We start from the raw sequence: 14117 nt of genomic DNA, 5'->3' as shown, positions 1-14117 counted from the left end.
CCTCTCGGATCCGCTGTCGAGTCGCCGGCCAAGCGCTGCTCCCCGGGTCAGGGCCCGGACCCCGCTGGTCCGGGCGTGCGGCGGACCGCATCGGCGGCGGTCCGCCCGGTGGAACGAGGTGACCGAGCGGTGGGTTACGCGCGCCGATCGCACATCCGACCGGATCGGCCGGGCGGACCGGGGAAGGAGCGGGGAAGGAACGGGGCGGACCCGGGCGGCGCGGGCGGCACAACCCGGTCCGGAAACCGGTCATGGTCGCGATAGGGTTCCTTCCGGAGAACAGCAAGGCGAGGGAGCGCACAAGGTGTCCGTGGGAGAGCTGGCCGGCTTGCTCGTAGCCGTCTTCTGGGCGGTCCTGGTCACCCTGCTCGCCGTGGTGCTGGTCCGGCTCTCGCGGGTGCTCAAGGAGGCCACCGTCCTGGTCTCCGCCGTCACCGAGCAGGCCGTGCCGCTGCTGACCGAGGCGGGCGCCGCGGTGCGCAGCGCGAACCAGCAGCTGGAGCGGGTGGACGAGATCACCGCCAACGTCCAGGACGCGGCCGCCAACGCCAACGCGCTCTCCTCCACCGTCGCGGCCACCCTGGGCGGGCCGCTGGTCAAGGTCGCGGCCTTCAGCTACGGCGTCCGCAAGGCGGTGGCCAAGCAGAACGGCACCCTGACGCTGCCCTCCCAGCCGGGCGAGCGCGAGGAGCTGGCCCGGCTGATCCGGGCCGAGGTGCGTGCGGCGACCGCGCCCAAGAGCGGTCTGCTCGCCCGGGTCCGGCGCGCGGTGAGGGGCTGACGGCATGGTTCGACGCATCTTCTGGATGGCGGTCGGCGCCGGCGCCACCGTCTGGGCCATGAACAAGGCCAACGAGGCCGTCCACCGGCTCACCCCGGACAGCCTCTCCGGCACCGCCGCGCGCGGTGCGCTGCACCTGGGCGACCTCGCCAAGCAGTTCGCCCAGGACGTGAAGGCCGGCATGGCCGAGCGCGAGGACCAGCTGCGCGAGGACCTCGGACTGGACGGCACCGCCGTCGTCGAGCCGCGCCGCCGCCGCGTGCTGCGCGGCGAGCCGCAGTACCGAGCTATCTCGGCGGCGCCCGGTAGCCCGGCCGCCGCCCTGCCTCCGTCCAGCAGTGCCCGCGCATCGTCGAACGGTGCCCGCCCCACCCCAGCCATCGAAAAGACGCCCCGCCGCGCGCTGCCGCAGCAGGGCGGTACCCCGAACCGGAAGGACCACTAATGGAGTCGGCAGAGATCCGCCGCCGCTGGCTGCGCTTCTTCGAGGAGCGCGGCCACACCGTCGTTCCGTCGGCGTCCCTGGTCGCCGACGACCCCACCCTGCTGCTCGTCAACGCCGGCATGGTGCCCTTCAAGCCGTACTTCCTGGGCGAGGTCAAGCCGCAGTTCTCGCGTGCCACCAGCGTCCAGAAGTGCGTGCGCACCCTGGACATCGAGGAGGTCGGGAAGACCACCCGGCACGGCTCCTTCTTCCAGATGTGCGGCAACTTCTCCTTCGGCGACTACTTCAAGGAAGGCGCCATCAAGTTCGCCTGGGAGCTGCTCACCACTCCCGTCGCGGACGGCGGCTACGGCCTGGAGCCGGAGAAGCTCTGGATCACCGTCTACAAGGACGACGACGAGGCCGAGCAGATCTGGCGGGACGTCATCGGCGTGCCCGCCGAGCGCATCCAGCGCCTCGGCATGAAGGACAACTTCTGGTCGATGGGCGTCCCCGGCCCGTGCGGCCCGTGCTCGGAGATCAACTACGACCGCGGCCCCGCGTACGGCGAGGAGGGCGGCCCGGCCGTCAACGGCGAGCGCTACCTGGAGATCTGGAACCTGGTCTTCATGCAGTACGAGCGCGGCCACGGCGACGGCAAGGACGGCTTCGAGATCCTCGGCGACCTGCCGAGCAAGAACATCGACACCGGCCTCGGCCTGGAGCGCCTCGCCGCCATCCTCCAGGGCGTCGACAACCTCTTCGAGATCGACACCAGCCGGATGATCCTCGACCGCGCCGCCGAGCTGACCGGCCACACCTACGGCGCCGACCACAAGTCGGATGTCTCGCTGCGCGTGGTCACCGACCACATCCGCACCGCCCTGATGCTGGTCGGCGACGGCGTCACCCCCGGCAACGAGGGCCGCGGCTACGTGCTGCGCCGCATCCTGCGCCGCGCGATCCGCAACATGCGCCTGCTGGGCGCCACCGAGCCGGTGGCCAAGGAGCTCATCGACATCGCGATCAAGGCGATGGCCCCGCAGTACGCCGAGCTGGAGACCGACCGCAAGCGCATCGAGACGGTCGTCGTCGGCGAGGAGAACACCTTCCTGCAGACGCTGAAGGCCGGCACCAACCTGCTGGACACCGCGGTCACCGAGACCAAGCAGACCGGCGGCGTGGTGCTCTCGGGCGAGCAGGCGTTCAAGCTGCACGACACCTACGGCTTCCCGATCGACCTCACCCTGGAGATGGCCGAGGAGCAGGGCCTCCAGGTGGACGAGGCCGGCTTCCGCCGCCTGATGCAGGAGCAGCGCGACCGCGCCAAGGCGGACGCCAAGGCCAAGAAGATGGGCCACGCCGACGTCGCCGCGTACCGCGAGGTCGCCGACAAGTCCGGCGCGAGCGTCTTCACCGGCTACGCCCTCACCGAGGGCGAGGCCACCGTGGTCGGCCTGCTGGTGGACGGCGTTCCGGCGCCGGCCGCCTCCGAGGGCGACGAGGTCGAGATCATCCTCGACCGCACCCCGTTCTACGCCGAGGGCGGCGGCCAGCTCGCCGACCACGGCCGGATCCGGCTGGAGTCCGGCGCGGTCGTCGAGATCCGCGACGTGCAGCAGCCCGTCCCGGGTGTCGTCGTGCACTCCGGCGGTGTGCTCTTCGGCGAGGTCGTGCTCGGCGCCTCGGCGTACGCCACGATCGACACCGACCGCCGCCGGGCGATCGCCCGCGCCCACTCGGCCACCCACCTGACCCACCAGGCGCTGCGCGACGCGCTCGGCCCGACGGCCGCCCAGGCCGGCTCCGAGAACGCCCCCGGCCGCTTCCGCTTCGACTTCGGCTCGCCGGCCGCGGTGCCGGGCTCCGTGCTGGTCGACGTCGAGCAGAAGATCAACGACGTGCTGGGCCGCGAACTCGACGTCACCGCCGAGGTCATGACGATGGACCAGGCCCGCAAGGCCGGCGCCATCGCGATGTTCGGCGAGAAGTACGGCGACGAGGTCCGGGTCGTCACCATCGGCGACTTCTCCAAGGAGCTCTGCGGTGGCACCCACGTCGGCAACACCGCCCAGCTGGGCCTGGTGAAGCTGCTCGGCGAGTCCTCGATCGGCTCCGGTGTGCGCCGCGTCGAGGCGCTGGTCGGCGTCGACGCGTACAAGTTCCTGGCCCGCGAGCACACCGTGGTCTCCCAGCTCACCGAGCTGGTCAAGGGCCGCCCGGAGGAGCTGCCGGAGAAGATCTCGGGCATGCTCGCCAAGCTCAAGGACGCCGAGAAGGAGATCGAGCGCTTCCGCGCCGAGAAGGTGCTGGCCGCCGCGGCGGGCCTGGCCGACTCGGCCGAGGACGTCCACGGCATCGCCGTGGTCGCCGCCCAGGTCGCCGACGGCACCGGCGCGGACGAGCTGCGCAAGCTGGTCCTGGACGTGCGCGGCCGCCTCGGCTCGCGCCCGGCCGTGGTCGCCGCCTTCACCGTGGCCAACGACCGCCCGCTGACCGTGATCGCCACCAACGAGGACGCCCGCGGCCGCGGCATCAAGGCCGGCGAGCTGGTCCGGGTCGCCGCCAAGACCCTCGGCGGCGGCGGTGGCGGCAAGGACGACGTCGCCCAGGGCGGCGGCTCCAACCCGGCTGCGGTCGGCGAGGCCATCGCCGCGGTGCGCGGCCTGGTCGCGGAGCGCGCCTCCTGATGGACGAGCCCCAGGTCGAGGAGCGGCCCTTCCGGCGCGGGCGCCGGATCGCCGTCGACGTCGGTGACGCCCGGATCGGGGTCGCGTCCTGCGACCCCGACGGGGTGCTCGCCACGCCGGTGGAGACCGTCCCCGCCGGGGTGAAGTCCCAGGCCAGGATCGGCGCGATCGTCGACGAGTACGGCGCGATCGAGGTGATCGTCGGCCTGCCGCGCTCGCTCAGCGGCAAGGAGGGCCCGGCGGCGGAGAAGGTCCGCGCCTACGCGGCCCGGCTCGCCAACCGGCTCTACCCGGTGCCGGTGCGGCTGGTGGACGAGCGGATGTCCACCGTCACCGCGACCCACGGCCTGCGGGCCTCCGGGGTCAAGGCGAAGAAGGGCCGCTCGGTGGTCGACCAGGCCGCCGCGGTGGTGATCCTGCAGTCGGCGCTTGAGTCCGAACGGGTGAGCGGACGGCCCCCCGGTGAGAGCGTCGAGGCGATCGGCTGACCGGCCTGTTCTAACGTCCCGGTGAGGGGCCCGTGCGGACGCGTCCGCACGGGCCCCTCGCTTTCCGCTTCCGGGACCGCCGAGGGGGCGCAGTGACCGACCAGGACTTCACGCCCGGGCTGACCCCCGGCCACCTCGGTGCTCCGGTGCTGGAACCGGAGGGCAGGCCACCGGGCACGCCCCGTCCGCGCCACGACCCGCCGGATCCGCACCGGCGGCGCAACAGCCTGGCCTGCGGGCTGACCGCGCTGGCCCTGATCGCCGTCTTCGGCGGGATCGGCCTGGCCGGGTACAGCTGGCTGGACGGCCAGCGCAAGCCCCCGGCGGCCGCCGACTACGCGGGGCCCGGCAACGGGGAGGTGCAGGTCTCGGTGCCCGAGGGCGCCGGCCTCACCCAGATCGCCTCGGCGCTGGTGCGCAACGGCGTGGTGGCCAGCTCGCTGGCGTTCACCCGGGCCGCCAAGGGCAGCGCGGCCGCCGCCGGGCGGATCCAGCCCGGCACCTACACGCTCAAGCAGCGGATGTCGGCGGCCGCGGCGCTGGCGATCCTGGTCGACCCGGCCAACGCCAACGGCCTGACCATCCCCGAGGGGTGGCGTGGCAGCCAGATCTTCGCCGCGATCGACAAGAAGCTGAACCTGCCCGAGGGCACCGCCCAGCGCACCGCGCAGGAGCAGGCCGCCGAGCTGGGCCTGCCGGAGCTCGCCAAGGGCAGCCCGGAGGGATACCTCTTCCCCGCCACGTACAGCGTCACCGACGGCACCACGGCGGTGGACCTGCTGAAGCAGATGGTGGAGCGGGCGGGCAAGGAGTTCGCCCGGGACGACGCGGACGTGGTCGCGCAGAACCTCGGCCAGAACCTCTACGGGCTGGTGACCATCGCGAGCATGGTCCAGGGCGAGGCCGACAACACCGAGGACATGGCCAAGGTGGCCCGGGTCATCTACAACCGGCTGGCGAAGAACATGCCGCTCCAGCTGGACTCCACCATCAACTACGCGCTCGGGCGCTCGACCCTGAACACCACGGTGACCGACACCAGGCTGGACTCCCCGTACAACACCTACCTGCACGCCGGGCTGCCGCCCACGCCGATCTCCAACCCGGGGCGCCAGGCGATCATGGCGGCCGTGGACCCGGCGCAGGGGGACTGGCTCTACTTCGTCACCGTGAAACCGGGGGACACCCGCTTCACCGACAGCTTCGAGGTGCAGCAGCGCAACGTGGCGGAGTTCAACGCCAATCGGTCGGCATCGGCGCAGCCGAGCGCTTCGGCCGGTGCGTCGGCCGGGACGCCGTCGGGGTCGGGCGGGCACTGACGGCCGTCGACTCGGCCCGGCGGCGGGTCTGCGGTACGGTAACGTCTCCCTCCAGGCGTGGCAGTAGCACGCCGGTTCGAGAAACAACCGGGACGCCGTCCCGGGACGGCCGGTCCGATCCTCCGGCCGTCTCCGTCGGTGTAAGGGGATCAATGACCGATCTGGGTCGGGGCTACGGCCCCCAGGGCTCCGAGCCGTGGCACCCCGGTGATCCCGGGTACGACGGCCAGCAGCCGGTCCCCGGACAGCAGGACGGCCAGTGGCAGCAGCAGTCCCAGCAGCCGCAGCAGCAGTACGGCGGCGGTCAGCAGGGGTACGCGCAGCAGGGCTACCAGCAGCAGCCGCAGGGTTATCCGCAGCAGGGCTACTCGCAGCAGGGGTACCCGGGCGGCCAGCCCCAGCAGCAACAGCAGTACGGCGGGCAGCAGTTCCCGCAGGGCCAGCAGCAGTACGGCGCCGGCCAGCAGGGCTACCCGCAGCCGAACCAGGGCTTCCCCGACCAGCAGGGGTACCAGGGCCAGCAGCAGGGCTACGGCCAGCAGGGGTTCCAGCAGCAGGGCTACCAGCAGCCGGGCCAGCAGGGCTTCCAGCAGCAGGGCCAGCCCCAGGGCCAGCAGGGGCAGATCCAGCAGGGGCAGGCCCAGCAGGCCCAGCAGGCCCAGCAGGGACAGCAGGGCTTCCAGCAGCAGGCGCCGCAGCAGGTGCCGCCGGCCGGCGCCCCGCAGCCGGGCGCGCCGCGCGGGCGGCGGCGGGCCGCGGCCGAACCGGCCGCCGGACCCGGCCCGGACGGGATCGACTGGGAGGCCGAGGCCGCGGCGCTGGAGGCCGGGGCGGGCCCGGCCGAGGCGGCCCCCGAGGCCGAGGACGACTGGGACGGCCACGAGGACGACTACGCCGAGAACGGCGAGGACGAGCGGGGCGGTTTCCTCGGCGACGAGGACGAGTCCCGCGAGGGCAAGAAGAAGCGCAAGGAGAAGGGCAAGAAGGCCGGCCGCCGCAACGGCGGCGCCTGCCTGCTGGTCGCGCTGGTCCTGATGGGCGGCGTGGTCGGCGCCGGCTGGTGGGGCTACGGCTTCTACCAGGACCACTTCGGCCCGCCGCCGGACTTCGTCGGCCAGGGCAGCGGCACGGTCAAGGTCGAGATCAAGCAGGGCGCCGTGGGCAGCCAGATGGGCGCGACGCTCAAGCAGGCCGGCGTGGTCAAGAGCGTCGAGGCCTTCACCAAGGCGTGCGACAAGAACCCGAAGTGCATCACCATCCAGTGGGGCACGTACACCATGCCCCGGGAGATGTCGGGCGAGGCCGCCGTGCAGAACCTGGTGGAGGCCAACGGCGGTGAGAAGCTGATCCTCCAGGAGGGTCTGACCGCCGCGGCGACCTACGCCAAGATCGACGACAAGCTGAAGCTGGCGAAGGGCACCACGGCGGGCGTCGCCAAGGCCCAGGTCGGCAACCTCGGTCTGCCCGCGTACGCCAACGGCAACCTGGAGGGCTTCCTCTGGCCGACCCGCTACTCCATCGCGGAGGGCATGAAGCCCGAGGAACTGCTCAAGGACATGGTCAAGAACGCCGTCGACCGCTACGCGAGCCTGGACGGCGAGGCCTCGAAGATCGGTCTGAAGAACGGCTACGAGGTGGTCATCGAGGCCAGCATCCTGCAGGCCGAGGGCAACAACTCGGCGGACTTCGCCAAGATGGCCCGGACCATCCAGAACCGTCTGACGGACGACACCGAGACGCACCACAAGCTGGGCATGGACACCACGCTGCAGTACTCGCTCGGCCGCAAGCAGCTCGACAAGAAGGACATGGACGACGCGTCCAACAAGTACAACACCTACCTGAACGCCGGCCTGCCGCCCACGCCGATCTCCAACCCCGGCGAGGACGCGCTCAAGGCGGTGCTCAACCCGGCGGACGGCAAGTGGCTGTTCTTCATCGCGATGTCCCCGACCGAGACGCGTTTCGCCGACACCTACAAGGACCACCTGGTCAACGTCGACGAGTACTGCAAGGCGGCCGGCCAGAAGCTCGACAAGGACCGCGGCCACTGCACCAAGGCCTGACCGGCCCGGGAGAACCAACGTGACCAGCAAGCACCGGGCGGCCGTCCTCGGCTCGCCGATCGCCCACTCGCTCTCGCCGGACCTGCACCGGGCCGCCTTCGCGGCGCTCGGGCTGGACGGCTGGCGCTACGACCGCTTCGAGGTGGACGAGGCCGGGCTGCCCGGCTTCGTCGCCGGGCTGGACGAGGCGCAGTGGGCCGGGCTCTCGCTCACCATGCCGCTCAAGCGGGCGGTGATCCCGCTGCTCGACGAGGTGAGCGCCACCGCGCGCTCGGTCGAGGCGGTGAACACGGTGGTGTTCACCGCCGACGGGCGGCGGGTCGGCGACAACACCGACGTCCCCGGGCTGGTGAACGCGCTGCGAGAGCGCGGGATCACCGAGGTCGGCGGCGCGGCGGTGCTCGGGGCCGGGGCCACCGCCTCCTCGGCGCTGGCGGCGCTCGCCCAGGTCTGCACCGGCGAGGTGACCGTCTACGTCCGCAGCCCCGAGCGGGCCCGCGAGATGGCCGAGCTGGGCGAACGGCTGGGCGTGGCCGTCCGCACCGCCGACTGGGACCGCGGCGCCGAGGCGCTGGCGCAGCCGCTCACCGTCTCCACCACGCCGGTCGGCGCGACCGACGCCTTCGCCGGGCGGCTGCCGGCCGCCCCCGGGGCGCTGTTCGACGTGCTGTACCACCCGTGGCCGACGGCGCTGGCCGCCGCGTGCGCGGAACGCGGCGCCACCGTGCTGGGCGGGCTCGACCTGCTGGTGCACCAGGCCGTGCTGCAGAACGAGCTCTTCACCGGCCGGACGCCGGGCCCGCTGGCGGCGGTCCGGGCGGCCGGCGAGGCCGCACTGGCCGCGCGCTGACCCGCTCCCGGGGCGGCCTCCGGGCCGCTCCGGCTCGCCGCGGCGGCTTGTCGCGACTGTCCCGATTCGCGCCCGGGCGGCCCCCGGGGCGGGTCCGGCGACCGGCGGCGGTGTCCGCGGGTCGGCAGGTTGCTGTCCGTCACCCGGACTGGGCGGCCGGGGGCGCCCGGGGCATGAAAGGATTCGGGGGACGACAAGGCACGCCCGGGCGGGTCGCGGCTCCGGCCGCGCCGGTCCGCTGATGAAGGAGCTCCGTTGGGTACGTTGCGCTGGCTGACGGCGGGGGAGTCGCACGGCCCCGCACTCGTCGCGACGCTGGAGGGCCTGCCGGCCGGTGTCCCGGTCACCACCGCCGTGGTGGCGGACGCCCTGGCGCGCCGTCGGCTCGGCTACGGTCGCGGCGCGCGGATGAAGTTCGAGCAGGACGAGGTCACCTTCCTCGGCGGGGTCCGGCACGGTGAGACCATGGGCAGCCCGGTGGCGATCATGGTCGGCAACACCGAGTGGCCGAAGTGGGACCAGGTCATGTCGGCCGACCCGGTCGATCCCGAGGTGCTGGCCGGCCTGGCCCGCAACGAGGCGCTGACCCGTCCGCGCCCCGGCCACGCCGACCTGGCCGGCATGCAGAAGTACTCGATCGACGAGGCCCGCCCGATCCTGGAGCGCGCCAGCGCCCGCGAGACGGCCGCCCGGGTGGCGCTCGGCGCCGTCGCCCGCGCGTACCTCAAGGAGACCTGCGGCATCGAGATCGTCAGCCACGTGGTCGAGCTGGCCGCGGCCAAGGCCCCGGCCGGCGTGCTCCCGCTGCCCTCCGACGAGGCCCGGCTGGACGAGGACCCGGTGCGCTGCCTGGACGCCGACGCCTCGAAGGCGATGGTCGCCGAGATCGACCAGGCCCACAAGGACGGCGACACCCTCGGCGGCGTCGTCGAGGTGCTCGCCTACAACGTGCCGGTGGGCCTCGGCTCGCACGTCCACTGGGACCGCCGGCTGGACGCCCGCCTCGCCGCGGCGCTGATGGGCATCCAGGCGATCAAGGGCGTCGAGGTCGGCGACGGCTTCGAGCTGGCCCGCGTCCCCGGCTCCAAGGCCCACGACGAGATCGTCCCGACCCCCGAGGGCGTCAAGCGCACCTCCGGCCGCTCCGGCGGCACCGAGGGCGGCCTGTCCACCGGCGAGCTGCTGCGCGTGCGCGCCGCGATGAAGCCGATCGCGACCGTCCCCCGCGCCCTGCAGACCCTGGACGTGCGCACCGGCGAGCCCGCCAAGGCCCACCACCAGCGCTCCGACGTCTGCGCCGTGCCGGCCGCCGGCATCGTCGCCGAGGCGATGGTGGCCCTGGTGCTGGCCGACGCGGTGAGCGAGAAGTTCGGCGGCGACCACGTCTCCGAGACCCGCCGCAACGTCCAGGGCTACCTGGACAACCTGATCGTCCGATGACCGCACCCCTGGTCGTCCTGGTCGGCCCGCCCGGCAGTGGCAAGTCCACCGTCGGGCGGGCGCTCGCCGAGCGCCTGGGCGTCGGCTTCCGGGACACCGACGCGGACATCGAGGAGACGGCCGGCAAGCCCATCCCCGACATCTTCGTGGACGAGGGCGAGCCGCACTTCCGCGAGCTGGAGGTGCGGGCCGTCCGCACCGCCGCCGCGGGCCATGCCGGGGTGCTCGCGCTCGGCGGCGGCGCGGTGATGGCCGAGGCCACCCGGGAGCTGCTGCGCGAGCTGCCGGTGGTGTTCCTGGAGGTCCCGCTCGCCGACGCCGTCAAGCGGGTCGGCCTGGACGCGCCGCGCCCGCTGCTGGCCGTCAACCCCCGGGCCCGCTGGCGCGAGCTGATGGAGGCCCGCCGCCCCCTCTACCTGGAGGTGGCGACCGCCGTCGTCGACACCGCCGGCCGCACCCCCGAGCAGGTGGCGGACGCCGTACTGGAAGCACTGGAGCTGAAGACCCCCCATGACTGACATCGTCAGGATTCACGTCGGCGGCAGCGCCGGCCACGACCCGTACGACGTGCTGATCGGGCACCAGCTGCTCGGCGAGCTGGCGCCGATGATCGGCACCCGGGCCAAGCGGGTCGCCCTGATCCACCCGGAGGCGCTGGCCGCCACCGCCGACGCCGTCCGCGAGGACCTGCTCGGCGAGGGCTACGAGGCGATCGCGCTCCAGGTGCCCAACGCCGAGGACGCGAAGAGCGCCGAGGTCGCCGCGTACTGCTGGTCGGTGCTCGGCCAGACCGGCTTCACCCGCAGCGACGTGATCGTCGGCATCGGCGGCGGCGCCACCACCGACCTGGCCGGCTTCGTCGCCGCGACCTGGCTGCGCGGGGTCCGCTGGATCTCGATGCCCACCACGCTGCTCGGCATGGTCGACGCGGCCGTCGGCGGCAAGACCGGCATCAACATCGCCGAGGGCAAGAACATGGTCGGCGCCTTCCACCCGCCGGTGGGCGTGCTGGCCGACCTCGGCACCCTGGAGACCGTGCCGAAGCACGACTACGTCTCCGGCCTCGCCGAGGTGATCAAGTGCGGCTTCATCGCCGACCCGGTCATCCTCGACCTGATCGAGGCCGACCCGGAGGGCGCCAAGACCCCGGCCGGCCCGCACACCGTGGAGCTGATCCGGCGGGCCGTCCAGGTCAAGGCCGACGTGGTCTCCGGGGACCTCAAGGAGTCCGGACAGCGCGAGATCCTCAACTACGGCCACACCCTCGGCCACGCCATCGAGCGCAACGAGCGGTACAAGTGGCGGCACGGCGCCGCGATCTCGATCGGCATGGTCTTCGCCGCCGAGCTGGGCCGGCTGGCCGGCCGGCTGGACGACGAGACGGCCGACCGGCACCGCACCGTGCTGGCCTCGGTCGGCCTGCCGCTGACCTACCGCGCGGACGCCTGGCCGAAGCTGATGGACGCGATGAAGATCGACAAGAAGTCGCGCGGCGACCTGATCCGCTTCATCGTGCTGGACGGCCTCGGCAAGACCTCCGTGCTGGAGGGCCCGGACCCGTCGCTGCTGGTCGCCGCCTACGCGGAGGTCTCCGCGTGACCCGGGTGATGGTGCTCAACGGCCCCAACCTCGGCCGGCTCGGCAGCCGCGAGCCGGACGTCTACGGTGCGACCTCGTACGCCGGGCTGGTCGAGCGCTGCACGGCGCTGGGCAAGGAGTTCGGCTTCGAGGTCGAGGTGCACGAGACCAACTCCGAGCAGCAGATGGTGGAGTGGCTGCACGAGGCGGCCGACGGCCGGGTGCCCGTGGTGATCAACCCGGGCGCCTTCACCCACTACTCGTACGCGATGCGGGACGCCGCCGCCCAGCGGACCGCCCCGCTGATCGAGGTGCACATCTCCAACCCGTACGCCCGGGAGACCTTCCGGCACACCTCGGTGATCGCCGCGGTGGCCTCCGGCACGATCGCCGGATTCGGGCTCGGTTCGTACGAACTGGCCCTGCGCGCCCTCGCCGAGCAGCTCACCACGCGCTGACACCTGCACGGACGGCCCGGCGGCGGACTGTGCCCGCCGCCGGGCCGCCGTGTAGTGTCCCCGCTGAAAGAAGTCGGGAGGTGACCGTGGCGCAGTACACCGGGGGTGGACAGGTCCCCCCTCGTCCCGTCGCTCCGCCGGCCCCGCCGTATCCGGGCAGCGCGACCGCCGCGCCCCCGCCCGCGCCGGCGGGCCCGTCGCCGGCCCCGCCGGCGGCCGGGGTGCCGCAGACCGGACCGGTCGTGCTCCAGCCGCCCCAGCCGGTTCAGGCCCAGCCGGTTCAGGCGCAGCCCGTTCAGCCCCAGCCGGTGCAGGCGCAGCCCGTTCAGGCCCAGCCCGGGCAGCCTCCGTACGGCGGCCACCCGGCCGGGCCCCGGCCGGTGCCCGCACCCGCGCCCGCACCGGCCTCCGCCCCCGGACCCTCGCACGCTGCCGCGGCGCCCGCCCCGGCACCCGTGCCGGCCGGCGGCACCGGGCACTTCCTGCTGCCCTCCGGCGCGCCCGTGCAGCTCCCCGCCCACCCGCCGCAGCCGCACGCGCCGACCGGCCCCCTGGCCGTGCTGCTGATCGGCCCGGCCGGCGCGGGCAAGACCACGGTCGCCCGGCACTGGGCCGAGCGGCGCCAGACGCCCACCGCCCACATCAGCCTGGACGACGTCCGGGAGTGGGTGCAGTCGGGCTTCGCCAACCCGCAGTCCGGCTGGAACAGCGCCTCCGAGGCCCAGTACCGGCTGGCCCGCCGCACCTGCGGCTTCGCCTGCCGCAACTACCTCGCCAACGGCATCTCCTGCATCATCGACGACGCCGTCTTCCCCGACCGCCCGGCCATCGGCCTCGGCGGCTGGAAGCGCCACATCGGGCCCGGCATGATCCCGGTCGTGCTGCTGCCCAGCCTGGACTCGGTGCTCAGCCGCAACGCCCGGCGCAGCGGCAACCGCCGGCTCGGCGACGAGGAGGTGGCCCGGATCCACGGCCGGATGGCCGGCTGGTACAACTCCGGGCTGCCGATCATCGACAACTCCCACCTTGACGTCGCCGCCACCGCGGCCGAGCTGGACCGGGCGATCCTGGCCCGGCTGATGGGCATCCCGGTCCGCTGAGGCCGCCCGCCCGGGGCCGTCCCGGCGCCGCGGCGGTGTCGGTGCCGGCTGCGATGATGGACGCGTCCTGATCGACCACCCGGGGGAGCTGACGCCCGTGCCGGAAGGCCACATCATCCACCGTCTCGCCGCCGAGAGCAGCACGGCCTTCGTCGGCCGCCCGGTCCGCGCCTCCAGCCCCCAGGGCCGGTTCGCCGACGGCGCCGCGCTGGTCGACGGCCAGGTGCTGACCGGGGCCGAGGCCACCGGCAAGCACCTCTTCCTCGGCTTCGAGGGGGGTGCCTGGGTGCACATCCACCTCGGCCTCTACGGCGGCCTCACCTTCGGCGAGGGCGCCGCGCCCGAGCCGGTCGGCCTGGTCCGGCTGCGGCTGGCGAACGACGACTCCTACGCCGACCTGCGCGGCCCCAACACCTGCGCGCTGATCACCGGCGCCGAGAAGGCCGCCGTCGCCGCCCGCCTCGGGCCGGACCCGCTGCGCACCGACGCCGACCCGGACGCTGCCTGGCGGCGGATATCGGGCAGCCGGACGACGGTCGCGGCGCTGCTGATGGACCAGAAGGTGCTGGCCGGCGTCGGCAACGTCTACCGGGCCGAGGTGCTGTTCCGCCACGGCATCAACCCGCACCGCGCCGGCCGCGACCTCACCCGCGCCGAGTGGGACGCGATCTGGGCCGACCTGGTCGCCCTGATGCACGAGGGCGTCGGCGCGGGCCGGATCGACACCGTCCGCCCCGAGCACACCCCCGAGGCGATGGGCCGCCCCCCACGGGTGGACGACCACGGCGGCGAGGTCTACGTCTACCGCCGCGCCGCCATGCCCTGCCTGATCTGCGGCACCGACGTCCGCACCGAGGAACACGCCTCCCGCAACCTCTTCTGGTGCCCCCGCTGCCAGCAGACGTAGAAGTGCGTTGCCCGTT

General features: G+C 73.5%; 13 protein-coding genes. All 13 read left to right on the top strand.

The genetic code is table 11. The annotated features are described in order from the left end of the window. The first annotated feature begins 304 nt into the window (after window positions 1–304). Window positions 305–781, top strand: a complete 477-nt coding sequence (locus ACIPSC_RS02020) for a DUF948 domain-containing protein (RefSeq protein ID WP_313762914.1) — start codon at window positions 305–307, stop codon at window positions 779–781. 4 nt (window positions 782–785) lie between these two features. Then, window positions 786–1226 (top strand): DUF6167 family protein, encoded by a 441-nt coding sequence (locus ACIPSC_RS02015; RefSeq protein ID WP_238861621.1) that lies wholly within the window; start codon window positions 786–788, stop codon window positions 1224–1226. Continuing rightward, window positions 1226–3895 carry an alanine--tRNA ligase gene (alaS, locus tag ACIPSC_RS02010; RefSeq protein WP_400822268.1) on the top strand — a complete coding sequence of 890 codons (2670 nt, stop codon included), beginning with the start codon at window positions 1226–1228 and terminating at the stop codon, window positions 3893–3895. Before ACIPSC_RS02015 ends, alaS begins: the two co-directional genes overlap by 1 nt. Further along, on the top strand, window positions 3895–4383 hold the full coding sequence (gene ruvX / locus ACIPSC_RS02005; protein WP_400822267.1) for a Holliday junction resolvase RuvX: 489 nt from the start codon (window positions 3895–3897) through the stop codon (window positions 4381–4383). The genes alaS and ruvX overlap by 1 nt, the downstream gene beginning before the upstream one ends. A gap of 92 nt (window positions 4384–4475) precedes the next feature. Beyond that, on the top strand, window positions 4476–5702 hold the full coding sequence (gene mltG, locus ACIPSC_RS02000) for an endolytic transglycosylase MltG (RefSeq protein WP_400822265.1): 1227 nt from the start codon (window positions 4476–4478) through the stop codon (window positions 5700–5702). A 152-nt stretch (window positions 5703–5854) separates the two neighbouring features. After that, window positions 5855–7768, top strand: coding sequence for an endolytic transglycosylase MltG (gene mltG, locus ACIPSC_RS01995; RefSeq protein WP_400822264.1), 1914 nt, complete (start codon window positions 5855–5857; stop codon window positions 7766–7768). A gap of 19 nt (window positions 7769–7787) precedes the next feature. Then, entirely contained in the window at window positions 7788–8618 is an 831-nt protein-coding gene (locus ACIPSC_RS01990; RefSeq protein ID WP_400822262.1) for a shikimate dehydrogenase, read from the top strand. A 255-nt stretch (window positions 8619–8873) separates the two neighbouring features. Next, entirely contained in the window at window positions 8874–10058 is a 1185-nt protein-coding gene (gene aroC / locus ACIPSC_RS01985) for a chorismate synthase (protein ID WP_400822261.1), read from the top strand. Further along, a complete protein-coding gene (locus ACIPSC_RS01980) occupies window positions 10055–10576 on the top strand; it encodes a shikimate kinase (RefSeq protein ID WP_400822260.1) in 522 nt (173 codons plus the stop codon). Before aroC ends, ACIPSC_RS01980 begins: the two co-directional genes overlap by 4 nt. Next, complete coding sequence (gene aroB / locus ACIPSC_RS01975; RefSeq protein ID WP_400822258.1) at window positions 10569–11657, top strand: 3-dehydroquinate synthase; 1089 nt, start codon at window positions 10569–10571, stop codon at window positions 11655–11657. The genes ACIPSC_RS01980 and aroB overlap by 8 nt, the downstream gene beginning before the upstream one ends. An 8-nt stretch (window positions 11658–11665) precedes the next feature. Beyond that, entirely contained in the window at window positions 11666–12094 is a 429-nt protein-coding gene (gene aroQ / locus ACIPSC_RS01970) for a type II 3-dehydroquinate dehydratase (protein ID WP_224284021.1), read from the top strand. Between the two features lie 86 nt (window positions 12095–12180). After that, window positions 12181–13194 (top strand): AAA family ATPase, encoded by a 1014-nt coding sequence (locus ACIPSC_RS01965; RefSeq protein WP_400822489.1) that lies wholly within the window; start codon window positions 12181–12183, stop codon window positions 13192–13194. Between the two features lie 97 nt (window positions 13195–13291). Beyond that, the gene (locus tag ACIPSC_RS01960) at window positions 13292–14101 is read left to right on the top strand and encodes an Fpg/Nei family DNA glycosylase (protein WP_400822257.1); all 810 of its coding nucleotides are present in this window, start codon (window positions 13292–13294) and stop codon (window positions 14099–14101) included. Window positions 14102–14117: the final 16 nt, after the last annotated feature.

It is taken from the genome of Kitasatospora sp. NPDC090091 (assembly GCF_044747365.1).
GTDB lineage: Bacteria > Actinomycetota > Actinomycetes > Streptomycetales > Streptomycetaceae > Kitasatospora.
Note: the sequence above shows the minus strand (reverse complement) of the source record. Positions and strands in the feature narration are given on the sequence as shown.